The organism is Acinetobacter sp. NBRC 100985 (assembly GCF_000241225.1).
Classification (GTDB): Bacteria; Pseudomonadota; Gammaproteobacteria; order Pseudomonadales; family Moraxellaceae; genus Acinetobacter; species Acinetobacter venetianus.
In genome coordinates this window covers 1-25,349 of the sequence record NZ_BAEB01000053.1, presented here as the reverse complement: position 1 = coordinate 25,349, position 25,349 = coordinate 1, and the positions used below count along the sequence as shown (strand labels likewise).

At 36.3% G+C, this 25,349-nt stretch carries 26 protein-coding genes, 1 tRNA gene and 1 pseudogene; 12 read left to right on the top strand and 16 right to left on the bottom strand.

Annotated elements, in window-relative coordinates:
* Window positions 1-168: 168 nt before the first annotated feature.
* Window positions 169-1,137, bottom strand: a complete 969-nt coding sequence (locus tag ACT4_RS15725; protein ID WP_007483835.1) for a hypothetical protein — start codon at window positions 1,135-1,137, stop codon at window positions 169-171.
* Between the two features lie 429 nt (window positions 1,138-1,566).
* Here ACT4_RS15725 and ACT4_RS15720 point away from each other — a divergent pair, with 429 nt between their 5' ends.
* Window positions 1,567-1,800, top strand: a complete 234-nt coding sequence (locus ACT4_RS15720) for a hypothetical protein (protein ID WP_007483832.1) — start codon at window positions 1,567-1,569, stop codon at window positions 1,798-1,800.
* A 355-nt stretch (window positions 1,801-2,155) separates the two neighbouring features.
* Here ACT4_RS15720 and ACT4_RS16825 read toward each other — a convergent pair whose 3' ends face one another.
* The 4 genes from ACT4_RS16825 to ACT4_RS15695 all read right to left on the bottom strand — a co-directional run bounded on the left by ACT4_RS16825 (window position 2,156) and on the right by ACT4_RS15695 (window position 5,767).
* Window positions 2,156-3,160 (bottom strand): hypothetical protein, encoded by a 1,005-nt coding sequence (locus ACT4_RS16825; protein WP_007483828.1) that lies wholly within the window; start codon window positions 3,158-3,160, stop codon window positions 2,156-2,158.
* A 129-nt stretch (window positions 3,161-3,289) separates the two neighbouring features.
* Window positions 3,290-3,901 carry a hypothetical protein gene (locus ACT4_RS15705; protein WP_007483826.1) on the bottom strand — a complete coding sequence of 204 codons (612 nt, stop codon included), beginning with the start codon at window positions 3,899-3,901 and terminating at the stop codon, window positions 3,290-3,292.
* An 8-nt stretch (window positions 3,902-3,909) separates the two neighbouring features.
* Window positions 3,910-5,058, bottom strand: a complete 1,149-nt coding sequence (locus ACT4_RS15700) for a hypothetical protein (protein ID WP_007483824.1) — start codon at window positions 5,056-5,058, stop codon at window positions 3,910-3,912.
* A gap of 292 nt (window positions 5,059-5,350) precedes the next feature.
* A complete protein-coding gene (locus tag ACT4_RS15695) occupies window positions 5,351-5,767 on the bottom strand; it encodes a WYL domain-containing protein (RefSeq protein ID WP_007483822.1) in 417 nt (138 codons plus the stop codon).
* 317 nt (window positions 5,768-6,084) lie between these two features.
* Between ACT4_RS15695 and ACT4_RS15690 the strand changes: the two genes are divergently transcribed.
* Genes ACT4_RS15690 through ACT4_RS17355 form a run of 5 tightly spaced genes read left to right on the top strand, consistent with a single transcriptional unit; the run spans window position 6,085 to window position 7,625 of the window.
* Entirely contained in the window at window positions 6,085-6,279 is a 195-nt protein-coding gene (locus ACT4_RS15690) for a hypothetical protein (protein ID WP_007483820.1), read from the top strand.
* Window positions 6,276-6,455 carry a hypothetical protein gene (locus ACT4_RS15685; protein ID WP_007483818.1) on the top strand — a complete coding sequence of 60 codons (180 nt, stop codon included), beginning with the start codon at window positions 6,276-6,278 and terminating at the stop codon, window positions 6,453-6,455. Before ACT4_RS15690 ends, ACT4_RS15685 begins: the two co-directional genes overlap by 4 nt.
* Window positions 6,452-7,135, top strand: coding sequence for a hypothetical protein (locus ACT4_RS15680; protein WP_227509631.1), 684 nt, complete (start codon window positions 6,452-6,454; stop codon window positions 7,133-7,135). The genes ACT4_RS15685 and ACT4_RS15680 overlap by 4 nt, the downstream gene beginning before the upstream one ends.
* Before the next feature lie 9 nt (window positions 7,136-7,144).
* On the top strand, window positions 7,145-7,462 hold the full coding sequence (locus ACT4_RS15675) for an antA/AntB antirepressor family protein (protein ID WP_007483816.1): 318 nt from the start codon (window positions 7,145-7,147) through the stop codon (window positions 7,460-7,462).
* Window position 7,463: 1 nt separating this feature from the next.
* Window positions 7,464-7,625: a hypothetical protein gene (locus tag ACT4_RS17355; protein WP_007483815.1), complete on the top strand. Its 162-nt coding sequence runs from the start codon at window positions 7,464-7,466 to the stop codon at window positions 7,623-7,625.
* A gap of 13 nt (window positions 7,626-7,638) precedes the next feature.
* On the opposite strand, the gene ACT4_RS15670 is transcribed toward ACT4_RS17355, so the two are convergent.
* The 3 genes from ACT4_RS15670 to ACT4_RS15660 all read right to left on the bottom strand — a co-directional run bounded on the left by ACT4_RS15670 (window position 7,639) and on the right by ACT4_RS15660 (window position 10,158).
* Entirely contained in the window at window positions 7,639-8,322 is a 684-nt protein-coding gene (locus ACT4_RS15670; protein WP_007483814.1) for a hypothetical protein, read from the bottom strand.
* Window positions 8,323-8,328: 6 nt separating this feature from the next.
* On the bottom strand, window positions 8,329-9,696 hold the full coding sequence (locus tag ACT4_RS15665; protein ID WP_007483813.1) for a hypothetical protein: 1,368 nt from the start codon (window positions 9,694-9,696) through the stop codon (window positions 8,329-8,331).
* A 111-nt stretch (window positions 9,697-9,807) separates the two neighbouring features.
* Entirely contained in the window at window positions 9,808-10,158 is a 351-nt protein-coding gene (locus tag ACT4_RS15660; protein ID WP_007483812.1) for a helix-turn-helix domain-containing protein, read from the bottom strand.
* A gap of 120 nt (window positions 10,159-10,278) precedes the next feature.
* Here ACT4_RS15660 and ACT4_RS17350 point away from each other — a divergent pair, with 120 nt between their 5' ends.
* The 4 genes and pseudogenes from ACT4_RS17350 (at window position 10,279) to ACT4_RS15645 (ending at window position 14,196) form a co-directional block, all read left to right on the top strand.
* A complete protein-coding gene (locus ACT4_RS17350; RefSeq protein ID WP_007483810.1) occupies window positions 10,279-10,449 on the top strand; it encodes a hypothetical protein in 171 nt (56 codons plus the stop codon).
* 153 nt (window positions 10,450-10,602) lie between these two features.
* Window positions 10,603-10,986 carry an ogr/Delta-like zinc finger family protein gene (locus tag ACT4_RS15655; protein WP_034605382.1) on the top strand — a complete coding sequence of 128 codons (384 nt, stop codon included), beginning with the start codon at window positions 10,603-10,605 and terminating at the stop codon, window positions 10,984-10,986.
* Window positions 10,987-10,993: 7 nt separating this feature from the next.
* Window positions 10,994-13,721 (top strand): annotated as a pseudogene (locus ACT4_RS15650) (toprim domain-containing protein).
* Between the two features lie 193 nt (window positions 13,722-13,914).
* Window positions 13,915-14,196: a hypothetical protein gene (locus ACT4_RS15645; protein ID WP_007483806.1), complete on the top strand. Its 282-nt coding sequence runs from the start codon at window positions 13,915-13,917 to the stop codon at window positions 14,194-14,196.
* Between the two features lie 28 nt (window positions 14,197-14,224).
* Here ACT4_RS15645 and ACT4_RS15640 read toward each other — a convergent pair whose 3' ends face one another.
* From ACT4_RS15640 to efp, 8 genes are all read right to left on the bottom strand, one after another.
* Window positions 14,225-15,244 carry a site-specific integrase gene (locus tag ACT4_RS15640; RefSeq protein WP_007483803.1) on the bottom strand — a complete coding sequence of 340 codons (1,020 nt, stop codon included), beginning with the start codon at window positions 15,242-15,244 and terminating at the stop codon, window positions 14,225-14,227.
* A 177-nt stretch (window positions 15,245-15,421) separates the two neighbouring features.
* Window positions 15,422-15,498: transfer RNA gene (locus ACT4_RS15635), tRNA-Val, on the bottom strand.
* 35 nt (window positions 15,499-15,533) lie between these two features.
* Window positions 15,534-17,522: a DUF3488 and transglutaminase-like domain-containing protein gene (locus ACT4_RS15630; protein WP_007483801.1), complete on the bottom strand. Its 1,989-nt coding sequence runs from the start codon at window positions 17,520-17,522 to the stop codon at window positions 15,534-15,536.
* A 2-nt stretch (window positions 17,523-17,524) separates the two neighbouring features.
* A complete protein-coding gene (locus tag ACT4_RS15625; protein WP_007483799.1) occupies window positions 17,525-18,442 on the bottom strand; it encodes a DUF58 domain-containing protein in 918 nt (305 codons plus the stop codon).
* A 14-nt stretch (window positions 18,443-18,456) separates the two neighbouring features.
* Window positions 18,457-19,416 carry a MoxR family ATPase gene (locus ACT4_RS15620; protein ID WP_007483797.1) on the bottom strand — a complete coding sequence of 320 codons (960 nt, stop codon included), beginning with the start codon at window positions 19,414-19,416 and terminating at the stop codon, window positions 18,457-18,459.
* A gap of 78 nt (window positions 19,417-19,494) precedes the next feature.
* Window positions 19,495-19,797 (bottom strand): YbdD/YjiX family protein, encoded by a 303-nt coding sequence (locus ACT4_RS15615; RefSeq protein WP_007483795.1) that lies wholly within the window; start codon window positions 19,795-19,797, stop codon window positions 19,495-19,497.
* A gap of 2 nt (window positions 19,798-19,799) precedes the next feature.
* Window positions 19,800-21,902: a carbon starvation CstA family protein gene (locus tag ACT4_RS15610; RefSeq protein ID WP_007483793.1), complete on the bottom strand. Its 2,103-nt coding sequence runs from the start codon at window positions 21,900-21,902 to the stop codon at window positions 19,800-19,802.
* Window positions 21,903-22,081: 179 nt separating this feature from the next.
* Window positions 22,082-22,651: an elongation factor P gene (efp, locus tag ACT4_RS15605; protein WP_004652839.1), complete on the bottom strand. Its 570-nt coding sequence runs from the start codon at window positions 22,649-22,651 to the stop codon at window positions 22,082-22,084.
* An 86-nt stretch (window positions 22,652-22,737) separates the two neighbouring features.
* On the opposite strand from efp, the gene epmB reads away from it, so the two are divergent.
* The gene (gene epmB, locus ACT4_RS15600) at window positions 22,738-23,754 is read left to right on the top strand and encodes an EF-P beta-lysylation protein EpmB (protein ID WP_007483787.1); all 1,017 of its coding nucleotides are present in this window, start codon (window positions 22,738-22,740) and stop codon (window positions 23,752-23,754) included.
* 11 nt (window positions 23,755-23,765) lie between these two features.
* Window positions 23,766-25,349: hypothetical protein (locus ACT4_RS15595; RefSeq protein ID WP_007483785.1), on the top strand; the 1,584-nt coding region annotated here is incomplete at its 3' end.

Here is a 25,349-nt window from a genome sequence, read left to right as displayed (position 1 = left end):
GTTCAGTATTAACACAGCTATTGGTATTCCCTCAATTTCGACTGAAACACCGGTGTTTCTAAATGGCTTTAAACCACAGGTGGACAAGTTGAAATGGATCGTAGAAAAAGCCACTCATAGCTATTCAGAAAGTGGCTTGACCATGCAGCTTGAATTGGAAGCTAAAATTTAATTATGGTTATGTTCAATAACCTTTCTAATAGCATATTTCAGACCATTATATGAGGTGACATTATCAATTAAAGCAGAATAAATTGAAGCATTTGGTAACTTATAATCTCTAAATGTCATACGTACAGTGAGAACTACTTTTTCGTCATTTTCTAAAGGAAACAATTTCTTTATTCCATAAAAATCAGCTTCTTTGTCTTTTATTCCATCTTTGTGGAAGTCGTCATTACGGATATCTTGATTACTTGTAATACTATTCCCAGCGTGATTAAAACCACGGTCTGCGGTCATAAAAGAATGATTAAGCACACTTCCAATCTTTTCAAACTCTAAATTTGCGACACAATTACGAAGATTTTTTGCTTTTAAGCTTTGCAAATTTGCTAATTTTCGAAGATCACGAACATAATTTCCTTGTGACTTATTAGTCTCCGCAGTTGGAAAAATGCCATCTAAATCCATTCCAACAACCAAAATATTATTTTTGAAATCAAAGGCAAAAAAATCAAAGGCATTCATTACATACTGCACTTTTAGAGTAATATCAATGATATCGCCAAACTCACCGCCGAACAAATGTTCCTTATTTTTTGGATGAATGATATCAGGTCTATTACGTCCACTTTTTAAATAAATCACTTTAAAACTAGTATCTTCATCAGATAAAACCAGACTTGTTTCGACATGATCATGATCTATCAAATTATAATTAAAGCTAGTACTATTTTCACCTTTCAAAAAATATTCATTATTTTTCTGTAAAGAATCAAAAATTTTTGATAAGTTTTCTTTTGGTATATCATAAAAAAATACGCGTTTGTTAGTAAAGGCAACATTTTTAAAAATAAGTGTATCTACAATTTTTTTCACATCTAACAGTGTCTTTTTTACATCACCAGAATCTGCTTTAGCAACTTTTGAAATAAAAGCTTTAAATGTATTAGAACTATCAAAGCCAATGCTCATAAAACCAGTATTTAAATCAGCACAACCAGAGCCACGATTTTTTAAGCTCTATAATTTTAGAGATAACATCTTCACGAATACTATCTAAATCAACTTCATTTCCCATAAAGAACCCTTCGACTAAAACAGCCTAAAATTATTAAAAAACAATATTACAACAACTATTTAATCTATATATCAATTTAACTTTGTTAATTCAATCACAATTGTAACAATTTTAAATTTAAAAAATAAAATAATATTTAAAAATTAATTAACAATATGTTAATAAGTTAAAATATAAAGAAAAAGATACATTTCAACAGGACAGAAACATAGCACTTATTTTATAACTCACAATTTCAAAAAAGTCATAGATTTGTTAAGATAATAAAAGGCTCTTAGGGCTTCAACAAACATACGTTAATCAAATAAAAGAAGAGAAAAAATATGCATGCGACATTTTATAATTGGGAGAATGTAGCACAAGAGGTAAAATATATTGCTACGGATAGGAATGGACGAGCTTATGGATACACAAATAAACCAAAAGCATTTGAGCAGTATGGAAAATGGACCAATGCAAATTTTCTTCCTGAAGAATTAGGAGGAGTAATACTTGATACGCATGAGAATCCATTTAAGGGAGATTGGATAAAATCTTTAGAAAAGCGACCTAAATGATAATTAAAATTTATTCCAAGTTATGAAGTTCTTAATTTATTAAAAATAATTTCTAGCTTTTTTGTATAAAATAATAAAAATCACTAAGCTTCCAAAAAATGCAATTTTATCAATTCTATGCAGACTTTTCTCATATACCATAGTCACGATTGAACCAAAAGCATCGCTTCCATTCATCATCATGTAATTTTCATAATTTGATAACATCCACAATTTGACACATAAGCAAAATGAAAAGAATCCAAGTGGTATCAACCAAATGTGTTTCCTATTGGACATAAGCATTGCATATATCTCTAACTCATTACGAATCCAATCGAACATTCGCATCCCCTTTATTACAAGTTATAATTCCTTACTCTTTCTTAGTACCATCTTCTTGTTTTACTGCACTCGGTTTCATAGACTTAACGATTTCAGTGCCAGTTTTAAAGACTTCTAAGCTCGTTCTAATTTGTTCATTTACAATGTCTGCCATTTTATCGTTAATGGATTGATCTAATTCTTTAGCAAAATATTTCGGAACAAGATCCTTAATAACCTCATCTCTAACTGATTTATCTAGACTAGCAATAAAAATAGGAAGTGCATCCATTTCCCATGCTTCTTTTTTCAACTGATCAGCCTGTTTGCGCAAATGAACAGAACGTCTTAGAAAATAAGTTGAAAGTGTTATTGTTAATGTAAAAATTAAAAATTTTAAAAACCAGTAATTCAGACCTTCTGGTTGAATTGGTTTACAATAGATAATTAAAATTGCACATACTGAACCAATACCAATACTCCAATAAAATTTATTCTGTAAAATATCGGCATCTATTTCTAATTTTTTATAAGTACGCTTGTATGTAGTAGTAATTTGATCATTCTCAAATGCTAATTTTGCTCGTTCAATTCCATCAAATGTTAATTCTATTTTATCATTAACTGTTCTGTTTGCATTTTGAGCAATTTCATAGAATTTAATTTCCATCGTATAAGTCTGATACAACCTATTGAGTTCAGTATCAACTAATGATAATTGATCAAAAAGTTTTGTATCTAATTTTCCAATTAAAAGCTCATTATCAATCTTCTCTAATTCATCTATTATATTTTTATTATGAAATTTATAGTTAATTTTAAAATCCGATTTATCCTCATCATAAAAAAATGGGACGAAATTTTTCTCAAGAGTATTAGAAATACTTTTTTTATATCTTAAAACTCCTTCAACTTCCTTTGTAGATAGATTTGGTGAATTTTCTACATCTTTATTATTTATTGAATTTATCTTTTCCCTGATACTATTAACAAGTATTATAAATTTTTGCCTTGTATCTTGACTTGTTGTTAATTCAACACTCATAACTGTACTCATAAACATTCCTAAAGATAAAAATATTAACTTACCAACCTAAATAATATTTCAGTTTCAATATATTCAACTCACTGAATATTTTTCACCCACCACCAACTTCATTATTTTCTCTCTCACACATAAATTTTATTAGTTATTATTTTTAGCATTTTCACACAAATCCACAAATTCTTTAGCACACTTCAATCGTTGATACTTAACGACATGTGATGCACCTATAAATAAAAACAATATAGAAAAGCAAAAAAATAAAATAAACTCTTTATAATTCTCACTTATATCAGCGTTAAACTCGTAAGAAAACACAGACATTAATAAAACAGCCAATGCTGAGTAAAATATATAAGCTGCAATAGACTTTTCTTTAATAGTTAATCCAGAGTTGTCAGAATTATTTTTATCAAAGATATATTGCTTACCATCTTTGATTTCAACAGTACTGTTTTCGATACTGTAAAAGATGTGGTCTTTAGCAATGTTGTATAGCTTAATCGCTTGATGTTGATCACTTCTTGAAAGAATAAAATCCAGTACATAATCAGGCACATTTCGTAATCCTAGAAAGCGATTTCTTTCATGATTTTTCTGAAAAGCAATCAGACTATCATCAAGGTTCTCACCACTAACAAAGAGTTCTTCATATTGGTCATAGCTTTTATGTGTAAAGAAAAAATTAAACAAACTATTCGCTATTGAATATAATAAAATCGAAATAAAAACAATCATAAGAGTTAAATACATTTTTAAAATCAACCTCTATTTTTCCCTGATTGGTTTGTACTGTTATTTGGCGTGGTACTGCTAGAATTTTCAGTAGTCTTAGCACTCGCAACTGATAGTGAAGCTGCTGCTTTGACCAGTTCACTACTTGTTTTTAGTTGTTCTTGAGCTATATCACTTATCTTTTGATAACCACTAGCATCAATCTCTTTTCCGAAATATTTCAAAGCTAACTGTTCTTTGATTTCTCTTGATTTCTCTTCTCCCAATTCTGCTGCATATTGAGGGAATGCAAGTAGTTCCAGATGTGTTTGTTCGGCTTGATCCGCTAATCGGCGATAGTGCGTAGATATTCTCAAGTAGTAAGCGATCAAAATCCCAAAAAACACCACAATCATAATTTTGATCGAGATAAATTGAGAAAAATCTATTGCTCTAAAGATAAAGGCAATAATCGTTAGTACCGATAAAAATAAGCTTAATGCTGTAACAGCAATAAATTTATTCTCGCTATTTTTTGATCTAGCAGTATTTTTATGATAGGCATTCAAATATACATTTTCAGTTTTAATTTGCTGAATTCTTTTCCAATCAGTTTGAATTTTATTAAATGATTTTTCAAATTTCTGAATTATCTCATCTTTCTCTACTCTAGATTCACCGACAAAATCTTCAAAAATTTTATCTTTAGATTTTTTATCCTCATATTCATTATTTTTGATTGTATTAAGCTGCTTTTCATGGTAATCAAACAAATTATCCAGTTTTATATTGTTATTTTTAATAACTATATCAAGCTTATTTTTAAGATCTTCCAAATCTGCCTCATTTTTTTGTTGATTATCATTTAGTACTTTTTCAAATTTATTTTTAATTAATTTAATTTCATTTTCAAATTTTTGTTTATTATCATTTATTAAGTTATTTTTTAGATCATCAATTTTTCTACTATAATTATTGTTCAACGCATGAAAAACCCTATAATCGCGACGAATACTATATGCATTATTAGTACAATTTACTAATTTTCTTAGTTTTATAAAATCCTTATCGCCACCCAATATTATAGAATTTATTTTAACCGCTAAGCTAGTCAAACTATCCAAGATTATATTAGCTATTATCACTTCACTCAAAATTTCTTCTTTAGCCTCTAATTCATTTTTTATAGATGGCAATAAAGAATTAGAAAACTTTGTTAGTAATTCTAAATTTTTATCTCCTTCATCATTAAAACCAATTGGTATTACTTCAATAAAAGATTTAACGTCACTTATTATTTCGTCTATTGTCTTAAATATTTTTTTAAATTTGAATCCATAATACGTATCTACTTCTAAAAATTTTGCCCCCCATGCATCGACTCATCATGACCCGATCCATCAGCTCACAATGAGCCAACCCATTGTATCAAAAAGAACTAATCTTTCTATCTATAAATAAAATAAGAATTAGAGTTAAAAGAAAATTTTAAAAATGCAGTTTTAAATAATCTAAGATTTTATCTGAATCACTAAGATAGATGCTCTTCTTCTTGTTAGTTAGATATGAGATCCGATCTACTCTAAAGGTTCTCTTATCACAAGCACTGTAACAGTACGCATCAATATACCAACGACGATTTTCTTTGTATAAACGTTGAATCTTGATTTTTCTTGATGAAAACTTCTGATTGAAATCATCATAATGTATCTCATACTCTTGATTACTTGGATTTAGATTTCTTATTCCATCAATTTCAGCACTAACATCATTAGGATTTAATAGGTTTTTAAAATCTTCTTTGAGTTTTTCTTTCTGTTTTTTTTGATACTCAGGTTTAAATTTTCCTGTAGCAAAACAATAAATACAGCACCCAACAACTATAATTAAAATAAATTCAACCATTTCCCCTAAGCTCCCCACAAAACTTAAAGTTAAATTCTAACTTGACTCAAAATTACAACATAGTTATATTTTAAAAATCACAGCAAAATCTGTGAGTAGATGTGGAAGTCTACTTTATAATCCAACGGTGCAAATCAAAAGTCGCACCATGCGGCATTTTTTTTGCCCAATGCATAGTCATGCCTTTATGGTGGGCTAGGCAGGGCAGCTATACGCTGGTCGCAACCGTTGGAGCGATACTTCCACCCCTGCTTAGTCTGCCCCCATTCTGTGGAAGGAATGTTGGCAGGTTTTGAACCAACCAACGGAAAACGACTATGACATCACGTTCTTATAGTGCATCCACGCGCACCTCAAATAATATTATTGAACACACGCCAGTCCTAGATTTACCCACACATCTCGCATTAAAAAAGAAAGCCCAAACACGCAAAAAAATCCAAGACACACTCGCATTTATTGCACTCCTCATCATCGCCTACATCCTGATAAATCTAGGCGGTGCAGCATGAGTAGAGTCTTTATTTACACCGAACTAGGCACAGAACGCATGTGCAGTACTTGCGGTGAGTTCTACCCTTTTGACGAAGAATTTTTCAATACAAATGGCTTACGCAACGGTCGCCAACAGTGGACTGCAAAATGCAAAGCTTGCTACGCCGAACAATATCGGGGGACAGCAGCATGAGCATGAAACTACTCCTTCAACACAATGAATATCCCTTAATTGCTTCACCTGAACTAGCCAAAGTACTCGGGATCACAGCAGCCACGTTCCTCCAAAAACTCTATTTCTTGATCAGTGAAAATAGAAAATTCAAAAAGAAAAAGAACCTCACCACACACAACGGACGCAAATGGTGGTTTCACACCTTTGAAGAATGGCAACAAACCCTCGGCATGTTTAGCATTTCAACGATCAAGCGTGCAGTCGCCAAACTCAAAAAACTCGGACTCATCAAAATCGCCAAACTGTCTGAAATCAAATCCATCCGAGTGAACTACTACACCATTGATTACAGCAAACTAAAAGAAATGTTCGGCATAAACGTAGCCCCAACCACGACTACCGATCCAAATCAAAAACCAACTCCACACCAGGATAAAATCCTAGGAACGCAAACGCCTAACCACGCTCCTGCAACACCTGAACAATTAAAAACTTTGCCCGATAAACAAAGACAACTCTACAACCAGTTACGCACCCTCAAACTCGATATATCCCATACTGAGCCACTACTGGAAATATGGGTACACCACGCCCAAACCTTAACCGCCTATGTCGCTTCTGCCCCATCACGATTGGACATTACGAGATGGCACTGGCATACACCCGAAAAAATCCTCCCAAGCCATTTATTAGATTGAGGGCGAACCATGAGCATAGAAAAACTAATCATGCGAGTTCAAAATCCGCAGACAAATAAACGACAGCTATTCGTAAGCGCTAAAAAATTACATCGTATTTTAGAGTGCGATGTCTCATATAAAACCTTTATCGAAACCAATATCCTTTGGTCACGTTTACGTGAAAATATTGATTACCATTTCAACAAAAGCCACGACACCTTTAACCTGAGTATCAGTGCTGTTCAAGCCATTTTAGTCATGGAAAATACCGAACAAAGTTGGAGACTTTTCAACGAACTTTCAGACCTGATAAATAATGGATTTAACCTTTCAAAAGGGGTATGACATGGATATACAAACAAGATTATCATTATTAGATCAGCACTTATCTTTACTCATTGAATCTACTGAAAATTGTGACTCTTTAACTGGCGAATCTGTTGCTGCAACATTATTTATTATTCAAGAGCAAGTTCGACTCGTTCAAAAGTCTATGAATAAAGAGTAAAGAAAAAGCCCTCTTAGGAGGGCTTACTTCTATTTGACAGCAAAATAATGGTTCTAGGCTTATCAATTGCCTTATATTTCGCATTAGCCTCATTAATTTTTATTACAAAATTATTCGCATGCTTGATTCTTTCTTCAAGCATTAAAAATAAAAATCCTAGAGACATAAGAGCTAAAGATATAACCACCATAATTAAAGCTGTTATAAATTGAACATCTTCCGAACTCACTAACAGAAGAAAAAGCATTGCACCAGAAGTAGCGAAAATAAAATATCCCATAACAAATAGAAAGCGTCGCCAAATGGGTGTTAGAAACAATAGCGGTTTAATACTTAAATCTGATCCAATGTTAAGAGTTTGACTCTTTTTATAAGTTATAAATTGATACCCACCATCAAACAAAGAAACCATATGATCAAAATTGACTAGATAATTCTGATGAAACTCTATGAGTTTATTTACCAAGTTATGGTCTACATGTGGACTTTTAGCAAGATCCTGAGCAGCTCGATCTAATACAAGTTGATTGGTCTGCCCTTTCTCAAAATACTTATCGAAATATTGAATACTTGAAGCAAGTCTGTCGGAGATTTTCTTATGTTTGAAACTAGTGATTTCATGCAATTTAAAAAAAAGAGTGATTATCGCTACTAATGATCCAACTACGGGTGCTACGAGTTTCCAATCAATTTCCATTTAACATTATTCCTTCACAAATACATTCGGAATAATGGGCATCCCACACCATTGAGCTATGCTGTTATAACTTCTACCTAAACTTTTAATCAGTTCCAATGCTTTGCCCCCCTTTTCAGCTAAACTATTTGCCTCAGTGCCTACTTCATTAGCTTCCTTTAAAAACTTAGCTAATTTCTTCATACCATTAGAGTCTTTAATATCCTCAGGATTATCTGAGTTTCTATTGTTTTCTAAAGCATTTTGAATCATTGCAAGTTTATTCTTCAAAGCATCACTATCAGCAAGATCAATCAGTTCCTCTAGATCATCATTAGATTTTGAGATCTCAGCTTTATGATTAATGACCGTAGACTGCGAATTAGTAAGCTGATTATTGATATATATTGGCGAATTAGGACGGACTAGTGCCTGTCCAATAAGATTTTCTAAAAACTCTTTATCTTTTTTCAGCTCTATAATTCTATGTTCTTTCATTTCTACAAGCTGATGCTGAAACTTCAACTCTGATTCAAAGGTTCCCAATTTAGTTTTTAACTCAGCAACGTCTAAATAATTATCGTAAAATTCTTCAGGCTGTATATCTCTATGGATTACTAAACCAAACTCATCGAATGCACGCTCAATAACTTCTTTATCTCCATTAGCAGATTCGACAACTAAACGGACAGCATTGTCATCTTGCTCAATACGCACTTTGGCATTCTGCTCAGGATACTTTTTGCGCATAACAGTTCCAAAGTAGTTGAGTATGCCCAATCCTGCTTGATAATGTTCTGGTTTAAATTCTATTGATCTTTCAATCATAATAGGCTCTTTCTGACGTTCTAGCTCTATTACTTCTATCTCTTCAGGCTCAAAACCAATACCCAAAATCAAAAAAGGAATTTTTAAAGAAATAGGTGCGATTAATTTTAATTCTTCGATGTTATTTTCCCAATATGAAAAAATACCACTCCAGTTAACACTTTTATCAACAACACTCTCATTCAAATTCAACAAAATGGCTAAATCAACCTCATTTATCAAGTTTATTTCAGCTAGCTTCAGCCTTCTAAAGATGAAACTTGTCAAAATATCGTGATTAATTTGAAACTTAAAACTTACTTTATTTTTTACTAACCCTGGCGTATTTTTATACTCTTTATTATTTTTTTTAATCAAATTTTCCCATTCATTTTCTTCTAATTTATCTTCAAAATCACTCGAAATAGATAGTAGACTATCCAAAATTTCTTCATTACTTTTAATTATTCTTAAATGACTTAAATCATATGATTCAAGTAATTTTTTAATTTCATCAAATTCAGCTCCATGCTCAGCCAGTAACTTTTCCCATGCCCCGTTATAACTCAAAACTTTTGTAATATACATTTCTAAACTCTTATAAATTTAACATTGTTAATTTGATGTATTTATATCATTTTTATTATTCTAAAAAAATATTGAACGAATGAACTTTTTTTCATTCGTTCAAAAGAACCATTAATCGGTTTTTTTAGCCCCAAAACTCTCAGCAAAATTTCTTACTAAAGTCAGCAAAGTTTGATGCTGCGCAGGGTCAACCTGATCCCAAAGTTTTAACAACTCTTTGGCATCCTCTGAAAGTAGATCAGGACGAGTACGCTCTCCAGTGAGCAAGAACCAAACATCTACACCGTTTGAATGCAAAGCCTCTAAATCATCTTGCCCCATGACACGCTCACCTTTTTCGTAGCGAAACACTGCCATCTTTTGTTTGTTCATTAAGGATGCAAATTCACTTTGCGATAAATCAAGCCTTGATCGCTCAATTCGAATACGATCACCCTTTTGATTGGTATTTTCATATACCATTTGATATATACCTATTATTTAAATATCCCAAATGGGATATTATATGTTTAAACATATACCATCTTAACAAAGTTCTATCTTCACTACAGTCTAAAACTGTCATTAAAAAGGAAACCTGCAATGGCGACTCAAGAGTCACAAAAAGAAATCCAAATCAGTTTTCGTACCACACCAGAAAATCGTCGCTTAGCTCGCATCGAAGCAGCCAAATGCAACATGTCGCTCAATGAATGGATCAAATCTCTAGTCGAATCAAAACTGCCTAAATCAACTTCTTCAAACTCTAAATAATCATAAGAGACCACTTTTTGGCTTCTCACAGATTCCGAAGCCAAACCCGTAAGCATTTAGTAAATAAATGCAACTGACTGTAAAGCGATAAAGAACAACAAGTGAATGTCGTCGGGAGCAACAGATCACTTGGTCGATTCACTAGGGGTAACAATGAGTAAATCTATAGGATTCTACTGTCCACATTGCGAGCGCAGGATGCATGTGACCAGTCGTAAAAGACCTTCTCCACTGCTCCATAACATAATCGTCAGCTGCCAAAATCCCGACTGCCTTGCAAGCTTTGCTGCCGATCTTGAAATCACTCGAACTATCCATAACAGCTTGACACCAAAACCCGATCTCTCACTGACCAAACAAAAGTGGGAAGTCGAATTAGAAATGCAGCTCTTTGCTTTAGAACTGCAGACAGAAATAGATCAATTCCAAAAGTGTTATGTCGAAGGAGTAATTAACGCATTGTTTTGGGCGAACAAATTTGATCTAGCGACCGCACAAAGCTATCGCAATCGTCTCCTACAAATGAAATTGATCTAGGAAAAACATGGACATTTTGCAACGTCGAATAGATGAAAGACTCAACCAAATTTTCAAGTTCAAACGCAAAGGTGACTGGTATCGCAGTGGCGTATGCCCAAAGTGCAATCAAAAAGAAGCCTATACCCATGCCATAACACCGAAGGTCGTGAAGTGCGGTCGGATCAACAAATGTAGCTATGAAGAACACATCAAAGATATTTGCGAAGACCTATTCAAAGACTGGTCAGAAGACTTCCCAAAAACAGCAACAAATCCAAATGCCTCAGCCGACGCATATATGCAACATGCGAGAGGCTTCGACATAGCACCACTAAAAGGCCGTTATACCCAAGAACTCTATCGAGACTATAGAAATCAAAGCCTCGTCACAGCAACGGTACGTTTTGAGCTTGCGCCGAAAGTGTATTGGGAGCGTTTTATAGATCGTCCTGAACGTTTCGGACGAATGAAAGCCAATTTCATCGGCGAATGGAAAGGCTTGTCATGGACTGTTCATGAACTTGATGAACTGTGCAATGCAGGCAGTATTTGGCTCACGGAAGGTATTTTCAACAGCATTGCTTTGACACAGTCTGAATTGCTTAGCATCAGTACCATGAACAGTGGCAACTATCCGAATCGCCTACTTCAGCAAATTGCCAATCGATGCAAAGAACTTGAGAAAGACCGCCCTCGCCTCGTTTGGGCACTAGACAATGATAAGGCAGGGAAAAAATACTTAACAAAGCATATCGAACAAGCGACTGAGGATGGTTGGCTTTCGACTGCTGCTCTGCCTCCAGTTGGCAAAGACTGGAATGATTTATTTCAAAACGGTCAACTCACCAAAAAAGACCAGGATAAATATATCCACTGGGGCAAACTACAAATCGCTAAATCTGCAGAAGAAGCAGGTATGCTGATCTACAACTTTTATAACAACAGCCTCGCAAAGTTTTTCTTTAACCATGCATACCGCACCTACTGGTGGGAACTTGATTTCAAAAAATTCAATGCAGTCATGGAAGCCACCGAGCAGGCACAAGGTTCAATTCTTTCAGATGAAGAAAAACGCTTACAAGCCCTTAAAAACAGTTCTTCAGTCGTCGAGATCTGCAACGCTCAGCTAGATCCGCTGTACTTCCAACGCAATGAAATCACTGACGAAAGTTGGTATTACTTCCATATCCAATCACCGTGGGGTGAAGTTAAAGCGACGTTTACCCCTGAACACATATCCTCACGCAGCAAGTTTAAACCTCGTGTCATGGGTGTTTTATCAGGTGCGATGTGGACTGGAACAGATCAGCAGCTTGAAACATTTATCAAGCGAAAAACTGAACGCCTACGTGAAGTTAAAACTATTGATTTTATTGGCTACAGCAAAGAACACGATGTCTATATCTTTGACCAATATGCTGTGCATAAAGGGCAAGTTATACCCAAGAACGAACATGATTTTTTCAAGACCAATAAAAAGGAAATCAAAACCTTAGCATCCACCCCTGTGATTCATTTAAACCCTAAAAAAGAGTTTAAGCCGACATGGTGGCGTGATTACTACACCTTAAATGGTGAAGTTGGTTTGATTCTTTTGGCTTGGTGGACAGGCTCATATTTCGCAGAGCAGATCCGAGCAATGCATGCATCCTACCCTTTCTTTGAATTGGTTGGACAAGCAGGCTCAGGGAAATCAACACTCATCGAAATGCTTTGGAAGTTTAGTGGTCGTGAATCATACGAAGGCTTTGATCCAAACAAATCAACCAGTGTGGCGATTTATCGAAACTTTGCCCAAACCTCAAATATGCCAATCGTACTTATCGAGGGCGACCGTAACGATCAGCAAGCATCTCTAAAAGCAAAGTTTTCATGGGATGAATTAAAAGATGCTTTTAACGGTCGAGCGATCCGTTCCAAGGGTTTAAAGACTGCAGGAAACGAAACCTACGAACCACCGTTTAGAGCTGCTGTCATGATCAGCCAAAACACCCCAATCCAAGCGTCAGAAGCGATCCTTTCACGAACGTTACATATATTGGTCGACACCAAAGGTCATAGCCTAGAAAAGAAAAATATTGCGACTCGATTGACGCAAATGCCTTTAGAAGACGCATGCACGTTCATGACGTATTGCTTGAAACATGAAAAGCAAATTTTAGAGACCTACAGCAACAACCTAAAACAGATCGAAGCCGACTTTCATGCCAAAGGTATCACCCACGTCCGTATAGCACTTTGTCATGCGCAAGTATCAGCCATGATTGATGCACTCGCAGAGCATGTTTTTCAAAAAGAGATCAGTGCAACCGAGATCCAAAATTCCAAAACTATGCTTGAAAACATGGCTCGTCGACGTGTTGATGAAATCGGCTTGGATCACATTTTTGTACAACAGTTTTGGGATGCTTTTGAATATCTCAACAGCATCAGAACCTCACATTTTCATCTTAATCATTTCGAACCAACGGAGGCAAACATAGCCATCAACTTAAACGAAATTTACAAGGTTGCAGCACGCAATTTCCAAGCACTACCTGATGTAAATGAGATGCGAACACTGCTGCGGACTAGCAAACGCTACAAATTTGTTGAAGCAAATAAACCTGTCAGATCCTCTAAATACCCTGCAGACGAAGTGAAAAAAAGTCACTGACCACACTGAGAACAATCCCCTTCAATCAGAACGCATCGTCAAATGTTGGATCTTGACCAACCCACACCAAGTAAAACAACCAGGAACAAAAAAATGATGAATATGACCCATGCAACAATTATTATTAGTAGCTCATCATTTTGCGGAGCTATCTATTTTTTATCTGAATCAATGAAATGATAAGGTTAAAAAAATGAAATCCATAATATTTATTTTTAAAGAATATAATTTTAATGTGAGCAACAAAATACAAGTCTCAGCAGCGGACTTTGGTTATTTAGGGGAAAAAGATGCCTAAATACATAGTCACGATCGAAGCTGATTCAGCACCACAATTGGTACTTGGACAAGTAGTTTTTGGCGGAATCGTTACTGCATTAACTCTTGAGAGGAAAAAACTAATCACGGTTGCAGAATTAGTCGCTAAATACAGTTTGTCAGATGAAACTATTCGAAAAAAATGTGCAGCAATCAATAAAGGCAGTAATGGAAAACACCTTTATGATCCCGATGATGCAGATGCGATCTTGAAAAATAGCAAAACCAGACGTGGACCCAAAAGAAAGAACTAAAAAATGCCCGCTTTGTGCGGGCTTAAATTTAACGGTTAAATGCTTCTATTAAATCTTCAGCGTTTGGATTGTAGTAAGTATTTACTAAAACATCTATTTTCTTGTGCCCTGTTATCTTCGCCAAGGTCTCAACTTTTAGCTTTCTAACCCGAACCATCCTTGTGATCGCTTCATGTCTTGTATCATGAAAGTGAAGATCATTTAGACCAATCGCCTTTTTTCTCTTTTCCCACATTAACCGAAATGCATTTTCCGATTGCGGAATAATTTTGCGACCATCATGTTGGATTAGCTCCAATAAAGCTTTAGCTTCCTCAGATAAAGGTACGTTTCTCGCATCACCATTTTTAGATTTAGGAATATGAACATGGCCATCAAAGATTTCATTTTTATTCATGGCCAAAATCTCACCTCGACGCATCGCTGTTTCAATAGCAAACAAGAATCCCCAAGCGACATAATGCTGAGACAAAACAGGTTGCCTGCCATGCTCATAATCTAGAACTTTTAAAATCAGTTCGATTTCAGAAGGATGGATTCGTCGATCACGCGATTTAGGCTTTTTAGGTTTGGTTATTTGCATCCAAGGATTTTCTTTCAACAAGAATAGCTCTTTCTGAGCATAGGTAAACATAGCACTATAATGCGAGATCTCTTTGAGTACTGTGTTTTCACCTACTTCAGTTAAACGCTTATTTCGCCACATTGTTAAATCTTTTGGGGTAATGTCATAAATAGATTTCTGAGCCAATGCAGAGAATTTCATCTCAAAGTTGTTGTATTGTCCTTTGATCCAGTCTCGAGAAGATTTAGAAGGATTTCGCTGACCTACTTCTTGATAGTATTTGGCATTGAGATCTCTAAATAAAAACTTTGGTTTTAACTCACCATTTTCAATTTTCGTTTGTGCTTTCAGTTCTAGTAATTTCAGTGCTGCCCATTGTTCGCATTCAGATGCAGTGTCACGGGTGCAGTAATATCTTTTTTTATCGTATGAAATAGAGATTGAATAAGCATCACCTCTTTTTCTTGCTTTAGGAAGCTTCATTCTTGACACATTCTTGACACATTCTTGACACATTCTTGACACATTCTTGACACAGATTCTTTGGAAATATAGCCATTTTTTGCTAAAAAATCCAAGTTTGCCAAATCAAAAACGTGACAAGCAGGCATAAAAAAGACCTATAAGCTGCTGATTCGCTTATAAGTCCTTGATAAATCTTGGTAGGTATATCCAGACTCGAACTGGAGACCTCTACGATGTCAACGTAGCGCTCTAACCAACTGAGCTATACACCTAGAATGTAAAGCATCATATTCATTTTTCAGAAGGTTCACAAGTTTTTTTGAGATCGTTTTATCGCAATCGCACAGTCTTTAAGCAACTTCTTAAACAATTGCTTATCACTTGGACTGTAACTCTCTATAAAAACAATTTTTTGATATAACACAATTACTTGCTCGAATGATTTATGATCTTCAACAGAATTCATTAAACGTTGCATCCATGTTTGGAAGGTTTCAGCTTGGCGCTTATGCATCGGCGTAGGTAACTGTTTTTGAAACTTAAAAATTAAACGCTGGTATTCTACTAGTTGTTGGCGTTGTCTCCACCAATAAAAACCTACATAGAACAATAGCACACCACCAATACCAACGATTAGAATGATGACATATCCATATGTGGAATCTAAACCCAAACGAGATAACCAACTCTTTTGTTTTTCCGCATCATAACCGACAACTTTACTCTGCCATTGATAACTTAAATAATCGCTCCAAATCCGAACATTTTTTAGAAATTTGAACTGCTGCAATCGCCATCCTTGTGCTCTCTCATCTCCCCAAACCGTCTGGTCTTGAGCGAGATAATCTTGCATCCCTGTATCAATCCTTTGTGGAGCAATCATGGCTGTTGGATCAATTCTTTTCCATTTGCCATCGATATAAACTTCGCTCCATGCATGCGCATCGAGTTGACGTACCTCCCAACTCTGCCCATCGATCGCAAGCTGCCCCCCTTGATAACCAGTTACAACACGAGCAGGAATACCAACAAAACGCATCAACATCACAAAACTTGAAGCATAGTGCTCGCAAAAACCCTTACGGCTAGAAAATAAAAATTGATCAATTCGATCCCCTCCTAAAGTTCCTGGAGTCAATGTATATACAAAACCATTTTTTCGATACCAATTAAGTACAGTTTGGATATATTCTTCAGGTTGATTTTGACTTTGCTCGAAAAGTTGATGCGCTAACTGTTGTGCCTCTTGATCTTGAGTTTTGTAATACTGAGTATTCAACTCAAATTGTTTTGTTGACAATACAATGGGTTCAGATGTTGTCCGTCCTAACCATTGCATTTGTATTGGTTGATTACGCTTAATCAACTTACTTGGACGAATACTATCATCTTGATAAAGCTGTAAATATCGTTCCTGCGGAATCGAATACTCTAATCCCATAATCCAATTAGATTGTTCATCTGCAGGCAGATATTTATAATCAACATATCGAGATGCTGATGATGCTGTCTTTAATTGCTGATTGAAAAAACTACTCGTCCAAGTACGACCATCATATTGGTCTAATACCAATGCACGCCAATACAACTGTTGCCGAGTTGGGAACTGATACATATCTGCAATCACACGAAATGCTAACGCCGATGATTGAGACAATTGTGCAATATCACCTGGTGACATTGTGTCGCTGATTCCTGTTGTTGCTCGATCTTTTTGAATAGGTATTGCCCAAAGCGGCGGCAATCGAGGAAAGAAGATAAACAGTAAAATAAAGAACGGCGTAGCAATACCAACAAATTTAACGATCTGTTTTAGATCTTGCTTAAGTTGTCCAGAAGATAATTGACTTTGCCTAAATGCTGCTGTTTGTATTCGATATAAGCCCAGCAAGCACATTAGGAATGTTAAAAGTACAATGACTGCCATCCAAAATGCTTGACTATGCAGTAGCAAACTTGCACTGACAAATAAAGCAAAGTTGAAGACAATCAAAAGATCGCGTGTGTTTTTAGCTTCAAGGCTTTTTGCAAATAAGCCAGTGCTGAGAAAAGCCACACCAGCTTCAACCCCAAATAAAGTCTGATAATTGATATAAATTAGACCCAATGATAACAAGCTAAATAAAACCAATATTAGCTTTGGGAACGGAGTAATAACTTGCTTGTTGTATCTCCAGACCAAAATCAGCCAGATTCCCCCCCACACCCCACTCAAAGTGATTGGAGCGAAAGCAACTTGGCCAAGCAATACTAATGCTAGGGTAGACAATACACAGAAATAAATTTGCTTCGCCATGATTAAGCCTGCGCTAATAAAAGTTTTGCTTGAATCAATTGTGAATATCCTTGCCCACTTTCTAATCGTGCATGAGGTAAAATTAACGCATAGTCATCACCCAGCTGCTCACATTGCTCAACTAAGCCCATCATAAAGCTCAATTTTTCCTCATGCCCTAGGGCTGGAATCTGTTGATAATCAATTTCCAAATGCTGGTGATTCGCTTGTGCCTCAAACATTTTAATAAAGAATCCTTGTCCTCGAGCAACTTGTTTCCATGCCACGTTCTGGTAGGAGTCTCCCTGTCGAAAAGCACGTAATTCTTTAAATTCATCCAAACTATCATGTGCTGACGTCGGCTGGTTTTTATGTTCTTTTTGCCAATCTTGAGCTTTAGGTGCAATCCATATTTTTTGTTTAGGATATAAATACGTCCAAGCTCTGACCAAACCCAAAGGATAAGTCGAATAGACTTTGATCACCCCAAACTCATATAGGCCACGTTGTTGAGGCAAAACAGGAAGTTCGACAGTTTGTTGAACTTGATTCAAAAAGATCATTTGTTCTTGTTGCGATGATTCTATCCGTAAATATCGTACCGTCTTATCTTGTTGTTTTAACATTAACCTAATAATTGATGGCTGATTAACCTGACCAACCTCAGGCATGACAATTTCAATTTTTAAGTCATGTAATTGTTTAAACGTTAAATAAAAACTAATACAAAGAATCGCACTTAATAAAAAGCAAAAACCGAGAATCAAGTTATTGCCGTAGTTAATTCCAGCGATAAAAGTAATCAGAATCAGAATCAGATAGAGAAAACCTTGTTTGTAAATAAAAACTAAAACATCTTTCTGTAATAGTGTTTTAACACTATCCACCTGAAAACGCTTTGCAATCCATTGACTAACTTGTTGCTTAAGTCCTTTTTGCATGTGCCTTCTCTCAACTACATGGCTTCAACCGACTGCAAAATCTGTTTTGCTTCAACTTCACCAAGACTCAAACGGTGTGCAACTACAGCAACAAAAACAGATTGAACATCATCACTGGTGACAAATCCACGCCCCTCAACCAATGCATAAGCTTGAGTTGCAGCTTTCAGCGCCAATACACCTCGTGTTGAAAGCCCATGTCTTTGTTTGCGGGTTTCAGCCGCCAAATCTAAAATATAATTCAGCACAGCATCACTTAAATAAACCTGTTTTGCTAACTCTCTTAAATGGAGAATATCTGCTTGCGTAAACACAGCATCTAACTGATGAATTAAAAACTGACGAGAATTTTGCTGTAATAACAGTTTTTCTGCTTGACGTGACGGATAACCGAGTGATAACCGCATCAAGAATCGGTCTAATTGAGATTCAGGTAATGCATAGGTTCCACTTTGGAATAATGGGTTTTGAGTAGCTAGCACCCAGAAGGGCTGTGGTAATTCATAGTTCACAGCATCAACGGTAACAGCACCTTCTTCCATTGCTTCTAATAACGCACTCTGAGTTTTTGGACTACAGCGGTTAATTTCATCTGCCAATAGAATCTGCGTAAAAATAGGGCCTTTTTTAAACTCAAATAGATGTTCTTTTTGATTAAAAATATTAATACCAATGACATCACTCGCTAGCATATCGTTGGTAAATTGAATCCGTTGGAAATGCAAACCTGCTAGACGAGCCAAGGCACTGGCCAATGTGGTTTTACCCAATCCCGGCAAATCTTCGAACAATACATGACCACCTGCCAACAAACAGCTTAATGCCAATTTTGTCTGCTGGGGCTTATCTAAAATGAGTTGATTAATCTCAACTAAAAACCTTTCGATTTTAGGGCTAAAGCTTTGAATATCTTGTTCGAGTTCTCGATTTTTTAATTTTTCTTCCTGAACAGCAGCTTTGTCAGTACCCCACATTATATTTTCCCCAAAATAAAAACAGTGCATGATTCAACATACACTGTTTTGTTTTTTTTCAAAGAAATCAAAAGATTTCTAGCAAGGACACTTCTTGATATTTCCAGCTGAAGATGGATAACGCGCGTCGATACAATGACGATAAAACGTCTTCGCATCCATCGGTGTCAGATCGGGATGATGTGTCTGCATATGTTTTACATACGTCTCATAATCTGGCACACCAACCATCAACCGAAAGCTCTGTTGTAAACGTTGCCACAAAGTCGCAATCCGAGACCAGTTGCTGGGTGAAAAAATCAAATGTTTCTGTGACATGATGGTAAATTTGATGATCTTTACAATCACAGCACCACCCTGTCGAGCAATTTTAAAATCCATGCTTATTCTCCTTTGATGCTATTTGCAGTCATTGGAACATCAGAATAAACCGCTGGTGCTTCATTCACTGTCGGTGTTGGGCTTGCCAAAGCTCGACGAACAATTCCAATCGATGCAATTACCATTACAACAGCCACAATCATAAAGAACGCACATAAAGCTGCATTGATCTGATTTGACATCACAATGGTCTGCATTTCGGCAACAGTTTTAGCAGGTGCAAGTACCTCACCGCGTGCAATCGCATTCGAAAAACGATCTGCCTGCGCAAGGAAACCAATTTTTGGATTTTCATGGAAAATCTTTTGCCAACCCGCTGTCATTGATGTAATGAATAAGAAAATCGTTGGAACAATCGTGACCCACACATACTTCTCTTTTTTCATTTTGAACAAAATCACTGTACCTAGAATCAAAGCCATTGACGCTAGAATTTGGTTACCAATACCGAATAATGGCCACAATGAATTAATCCCACCAAGCGGATCAACAACACCTTGATAAACAAAGAAGCCCCAACCAGCAACAGCAATAAAAGTACCGATTAAATTACCAACAAATGAGCTAGATTGTTTCACTGCAGGTACGACGATACCGACCGTATCTTGCACCATGAATCGACAAGCACGTGTCCCCGCATCTACTGCAGTTAGAATAAATAATGCTTCGAACAGAATTGCAAAGTGATACCAAAATGCCATCATTGAACGATTATTAAAAATCTCAGAAATGATATGCGCCATACCAATCGCAAAGGTTGGTGCACCGCCAGCACGAGATAAAATTGAACTTTCACCCACTTCATGCGCTAAGACAGTCAACATTTCAGGACTAACAACAAATCCTAAATTACGAACTGCTTCAGCAGCAGAATCAACATTTGTACCTAAAATTGCAGCAGGTGTATTAATCGCAAAATAAACACCAGGATCGAGTACAGTCGCACAAATCATTGCCATGATACCGACAAATGATTCCATCAACATGCCACCATAGCCAATCATACGGATATTCACTTCGTTATCGACTAATTTAGGTGTTGTACCTGAGGAAACAAGTGCATGGAAACCAGAAATTGCACCACAAGCAATTGTAATAAATAAGAAAGGAAATAAACTTCCTGCAAATACAGGACCAGTACCATCAACAAATTGTGTCACCGCAGGCATTTTCAATTCAGGCATGGCAAAAATAATACCAACCGCCAAACCAGCAATAACACCAATTTTGAGGAAAGTAGATAAATAGTCACGCGGTGCAAGTAGCAACCACACAGGTAAAACTGATGCGATAAAACCGTAAATGATCAGTGCCCATGTTAACTCTGTGCCGCTTAGGGTAAACAACTGTCCCCAATAAGGATCTTTTGCAACATCACCACCGTAAACTATCGCCATCATCATCAAAACAAAGCCGATAATCGAAACCTCAGCAATTTTTCCAGGGCGTAAATAACGCATATAAACACCCATGAATAATGCAATCGGAATGGTGGCCGCAATACTAAATACGCCCCAAGGACTGTGAGCTAAAGCTTTCACAACAACCAAGGCAAGCACAGCAAGAATAATAATCATGACACCTAATGTACCAAGCATCACGATCACACCTGCAAAAGTCCCAAGCTCTTGCTTTGCCATTTCACCTAAAGAGCGTCCATCTCGACGGGTCGAAATAAACAGCACAAGAAAATCTTGAACAGCACCCGCGATAACCACACCTACTAACAACCAAATTGTTCCCGGTAAGTATCCCATCTGGGCGGCGAGAATAGGACCAACTAATGGACCAGCACCTGCAATTGCAGCAAAGTGATGACCAAATAATACGTATTTATTGGTTGGGACATAATCTAAGCCATCTGCTAAACGATGTGCGGGGGTTAGACGTCTTGGGTTTAACTCAAAAACTTTGTTTGCAATAAATAAACTATAGAACCGATATGCAATGCTATAAACACAGACTGCAGCGAGGACGAGCCAAACAGCATTAACATGCTCACCACGACTGACAGCCAATATCCCAAATGAAATTGCCCCGACAATGGCAACCAAACTCCATAGGAGTTTTGAGGGAAGTGTTGACTTTGCTTGTGTTGTCTCCATTCAAAACCTCTCGAATACATAACTTGTGGTTATTGTGATTTCCCTTTCTATATTTTCTGTAGAAGAAATATCTTTGTTAGCTTACCTGTTATAAAAAATGATTTATCTAATACTTTGGCATAAAAAAAGGGATGATTCTTCATCATCCCTTCGATAATCGTATACTTTGTGTTTAACGATTATGCACGCTCTAAATAGTCACCAGTACGAGTGTCTACACGAACACTTTCTTCTTGCTGTACGAATAATGGAACACGTACCACAGCACCTGTTTCAAGTTTCGCAGGCTTACCGCCACCGCCTGAAGTATCACCACGAACACCTGGATCAGTCTCAACGATTTTAAGTACAACGAAGTTTGGTGGGCTTACTGTTAAAGGCACACCATTGAATAACATAATTGTACATTTTTCATTTGAATCGTCTTTTAACCATTTTGCAGCATCGCCCATTGCTGTTTTGTCAGCAGCGATTTGCTCAAAAGATACAGGATCCATGAAGTTCCACATTTCACCATCGTTGTAGAGGTAATCCATTTCAACTTCTACAATATCAGCTGCTTCTAAAGAGTCACCTGACTTAAATGTTTTTTCTAATACTTTACCAGAACGAAGGTTACGTAATTTCACACGGTTAAACGCTTGACCCTTACCTGGTTTTACATATTCATTTTCCATGATTGAACATGGGTTGCCATCAAGCATAACCTTAAGGCCTGCTTTAAAATCATTTGTAGAATAATAGGCCATGAAAGGCGCACTCCAAACTTAAAACTCAAATCTATTAATGTTAGACTGGGCGCACAGCTTCGGCTAACACTATTTTAACGTATGGCATGATAAACTATTTACATCAAGAGCAAAACTGGCAATCACAACTCAGTGACCTAATTACTGATCCTCTAGAGCTGTTAAATTTACTTGAGCTATCCACCGATCAGCTATTATCAGGTGCAATCCTTGCCTCTGAACAGTTTAAATTACGCGTACCTCGTGCATTCGTCGGAAAAATGAACATCCGCGATCCTCTCGATCCATTACTTCTACAAGTACTCCCCCACCATTTGGAACTTGAAGATTATCCTGAGTTTGTCACCGACCCTTTAGGTGAGGAAGCCGCAAATCAAATGGCTGGGGTGCTGCATAAATATCAATCACGTTTTTTGCTTACCTTGACTGGAGCATGTGCGATTCACTGTCGTTATTGCTTTCGCCGTCATTTCCCTTATCAAGAAAATCTACCTAAAAATGATGATTGGGAAAATATTAAGCAGTATATTGAACAAAATCCGCATATTAATGAAGTGATTTTAAGTGGTGGAGATCCATTAACGCTGAATAATCGAAAAATAGCGTTATGGTTAGAACGTCTAGCATCTCTCCCCCAGATCAAAATATTGAGAATTCATTCACGAGTTCCTATTGTTATTCCAAATCGGATCGACGACGAACTGATTTCTATATTAAAAAACAGTAGGCTACGCATTGTAGTGGTGGTACACTCAAATCATGCAGCTGAACTTGATGACTTCACCTGCTCAAAGTTATTACAGTTATCACTACATCATATAACAGTGCTAAATCAGGCAGTTTTACTCAAAGGTGTGAATGATTCTGCAGAAACTTTGAATGAATTAAGTCTTCGTTTATTTGATGCACGAGTAATGCCTTATTACTTACATGTATTGGATAAAGTAAAAGGTGCTCAGCACTTTGATTTAGATTCTTCAAAGATAGATCAAATATATAGTGATGTATTAGCGAGTTTGCCGGGATATTTAGTTCCTAAACTCGTCAGGGAAATTGCGGGCGAAAAAAATAAAACACCGCTTTTTGGGGTTCAAACGTTCTGAGATTGATTACAATGATGAATAATGCATTTTCGGATATTTTTCAAATTCCAACTGTTCTCACACGGGACAAACTCAGCTTTTGTGATGCAAATACCAAAAGTATTAATGAATGGATTTCAACACTCTCCATCATGCAATTAGGCGACACATCTAAAGCCTTATTTGCAGCACTGTTAGAATTAAGTGAATTAGACTGCCCTGAAACACTCCGCTTCGATCTGATTCAAGCTCTTCACCCAACGATAGAAAATGTTTTAGGAAGCCTTGAAAAAAACTTTTTTAATCAGGGTGTGATTAGCTCAGATCGCAATGAACATATCATTGAGCTAGCTATGTTGTTGCGTTGCTACTTCGCTGCAATTTACATCAATATTGTACGACGTAGTAATGATCAAATAGATCATCAAAAGTTTTCAATCTTTGCGCTCAATCAGAAAAAAAATCTACAAACAGCAAGAACACTCGCCACATTTCAAGCTTTACAGCAACTTACTCAACTCTTATATCAACAACATATGCTCTATAGTGAGCCTGTTGCTGGCCAGTGGCTCATTGCACATCAACTTTATGATGCAGCGATTACGCACAAATATCAGCATACCAATATAGAGCAGACCTCAGGTAAGCCAAGTTTAAATAATATCAGTCAAGCATATGCTCAACTGATTTTGATGGATATTTTTAATACCAATCAAATACGCCAATCAGAAATTCAAGCCTTATTTCAATGTAGTTTTGACTGGGCCAAAATGGTTCAGTTATTACCTAAAGAAACTGATTTAACCAAGTATGTCGTTGATACAAGTAAAGATCACCCACCGATTTATAATAAGAAGCAAAGTTCTGGTTTTAATCCAAATATTTTTATCAGTACTCACGGTTTACTTGAACACGTTACTGCGACTTTACATAAAAATGCAGAATATATTTCCAAGAATGAGAAAATTTATCTAACACCTGCATTAAAGTTCCACGTACAAACCATTTTAGGTACAACTGCTGAACGACGCCACGAACGATATGAATATTCAGCTCAGCTTCATATTTGCTTTGGTTTACTGACCGCTCACTTTTATTTATCGAAAGCAAAAAATTTCTCAGAAACATTAATGCTTGAACATGGGTACGGCTTACAAAGTGAATCTAAATTTTTATCGACATGGGATAAAAAAGAGTCGTCAGGCAATCAAGAGTCCTCTATTCAACGACTAAGCAGAGAAAGCAAAGCTGTTTATCAAGCTGATATTCTTGATATTAGTGTTAACGGTTACCGTATTAAATGGTCAGGAGAAGCACCTAAAAACTTAAGAACAGGTGAATATATTCTCGTGAAAGAAACATCTCATGGGCATTGGCGTGGAGGCGTGATTCGTTGGTTAAAGCAATCCACTGAAAAAAGCTTAGAATTAGGTTTAGAAGTATTGGCACAAGAGATTTTCCCATGCGCCGTACGTATCCAATCTGATCGTCATGTAAGCAACTATCATCCAGCACTTTTATTAAAAAACCAAAATTTGGATGAAACAAAAACAACTTTAATTTTACCAGGTTCACAAATTTTTAGAGAACAGCAAGCTGTTCATTTACGATTGGGG

What these genes read in the sequence shown, in the direction of transcription:
- ACT4_RS15725 (WP_007483835.1), bottom strand. Translation starts at nt 1,137, where the DNA reads ATGAGCATTGGCTTTGATAGTTCTAATACATTTAAAGCTTTTATTTCA.
- ACT4_RS15720 (WP_007483832.1), top strand. Translation starts at nt 1,567, where the DNA reads ATGCATGCGACATTTTATAATTGGGAGAATGTAGCACAAGAGGTAAAA.
- ACT4_RS16825 (WP_007483828.1), bottom strand. Translation starts at nt 3,160, where the DNA reads ATGAGTACAGTTATGAGTGTTGAATTAACAACAAGTCAAGATACAAGG.
- ACT4_RS15705 (WP_007483826.1), bottom strand. Translation starts at nt 3,901, where the DNA reads ATGTATTTAACTCTTATGATTGTTTTTATTTCGATTTTATTATATTCA.
- ACT4_RS15695 (WP_007483822.1), bottom strand. Translation starts at nt 5,767, where the DNA reads ATGGTTGAATTTATTTTAATTATAGTTGTTGGGTGCTGTATTTATTGT.
- ACT4_RS15690 (WP_007483820.1), top strand. Translation starts at nt 6,085, where the DNA reads ATGACATCACGTTCTTATAGTGCATCCACGCGCACCTCAAATAATATT.
- ACT4_RS15685 (WP_007483818.1), top strand. Translation starts at nt 6,276, where the DNA reads ATGAGTAGAGTCTTTATTTACACCGAACTAGGCACAGAACGCATGTGC.
- ACT4_RS15680 (WP_227509631.1), top strand. Translation starts at nt 6,452, where the DNA reads ATGAGCATGAAACTACTCCTTCAACACAATGAATATCCCTTAATTGCT.
- ACT4_RS15675 (WP_007483816.1), top strand. Translation starts at nt 7,145, where the DNA reads ATGAGCATAGAAAAACTAATCATGCGAGTTCAAAATCCGCAGACAAAT.
- ACT4_RS17355 (WP_007483815.1), top strand. Translation starts at nt 7,464, where the DNA reads ATGGATATACAAACAAGATTATCATTATTAGATCAGCACTTATCTTTA.
- ACT4_RS15670 (WP_007483814.1), bottom strand. Translation starts at nt 8,322, where the DNA reads ATGGAAATTGATTGGAAACTCGTAGCACCCGTAGTTGGATCATTAGTA.
- ACT4_RS15665 (WP_007483813.1), bottom strand. Translation starts at nt 9,696, where the DNA reads ATGTATATTACAAAAGTTTTGAGTTATAACGGGGCATGGGAAAAGTTA.
- ACT4_RS15660 (WP_007483812.1), bottom strand. Translation starts at nt 10,158, where the DNA reads ATGGTATATGAAAATACCAATCAAAAGGGTGATCGTATTCGAATTGAG.
- ACT4_RS17350 (WP_007483810.1), top strand. Translation starts at nt 10,279, where the DNA reads ATGGCGACTCAAGAGTCACAAAAAGAAATCCAAATCAGTTTTCGTACC.
- ACT4_RS15655 (WP_034605382.1), top strand. Translation starts at nt 10,603, where the DNA reads ATGAGTAAATCTATAGGATTCTACTGTCCACATTGCGAGCGCAGGATG.
- ACT4_RS15645 (WP_007483806.1), top strand. Translation starts at nt 13,915, where the DNA reads ATGCCTAAATACATAGTCACGATCGAAGCTGATTCAGCACCACAATTG.
- ACT4_RS15640 (WP_007483803.1), bottom strand. Translation starts at nt 15,244, where the DNA reads ATGAAGCTTCCTAAAGCAAGAAAAAGAGGTGATGCTTATTCAATCTCT.
- ACT4_RS15630 (WP_007483801.1), bottom strand. Translation starts at nt 17,522, where the DNA reads ATGGCGAAGCAAATTTATTTCTGTGTATTGTCTACCCTAGCATTAGTA.
- ACT4_RS15625 (WP_007483799.1), bottom strand. Translation starts at nt 18,442, where the DNA reads ATGCAAAAAGGACTTAAGCAACAAGTTAGTCAATGGATTGCAAAGCGT.
- ACT4_RS15620 (WP_007483797.1), bottom strand. Translation starts at nt 19,416, where the DNA reads ATGTGGGGTACTGACAAAGCTGCTGTTCAGGAAGAAAAATTAAAAAAT.
- ACT4_RS15615 (WP_007483795.1), bottom strand. Translation starts at nt 19,797, where the DNA reads ATGGATTTTAAAATTGCTCGACAGGGTGGTGCTGTGATTGTAAAGATC.
- ACT4_RS15610 (WP_007483793.1), bottom strand. Translation starts at nt 21,902, where the DNA reads ATGGAGACAACACAAGCAAAGTCAACACTTCCCTCAAAACTCCTATGG.
- efp (WP_004652839.1), bottom strand. Translation starts at nt 22,651, where the DNA reads ATGGCCTATTATTCTACAAATGATTTTAAAGCAGGCCTTAAGGTTATG.
- epmB (WP_007483787.1), top strand. Translation starts at nt 22,738, where the DNA reads ATGATAAACTATTTACATCAAGAGCAAAACTGGCAATCACAACTCAGT.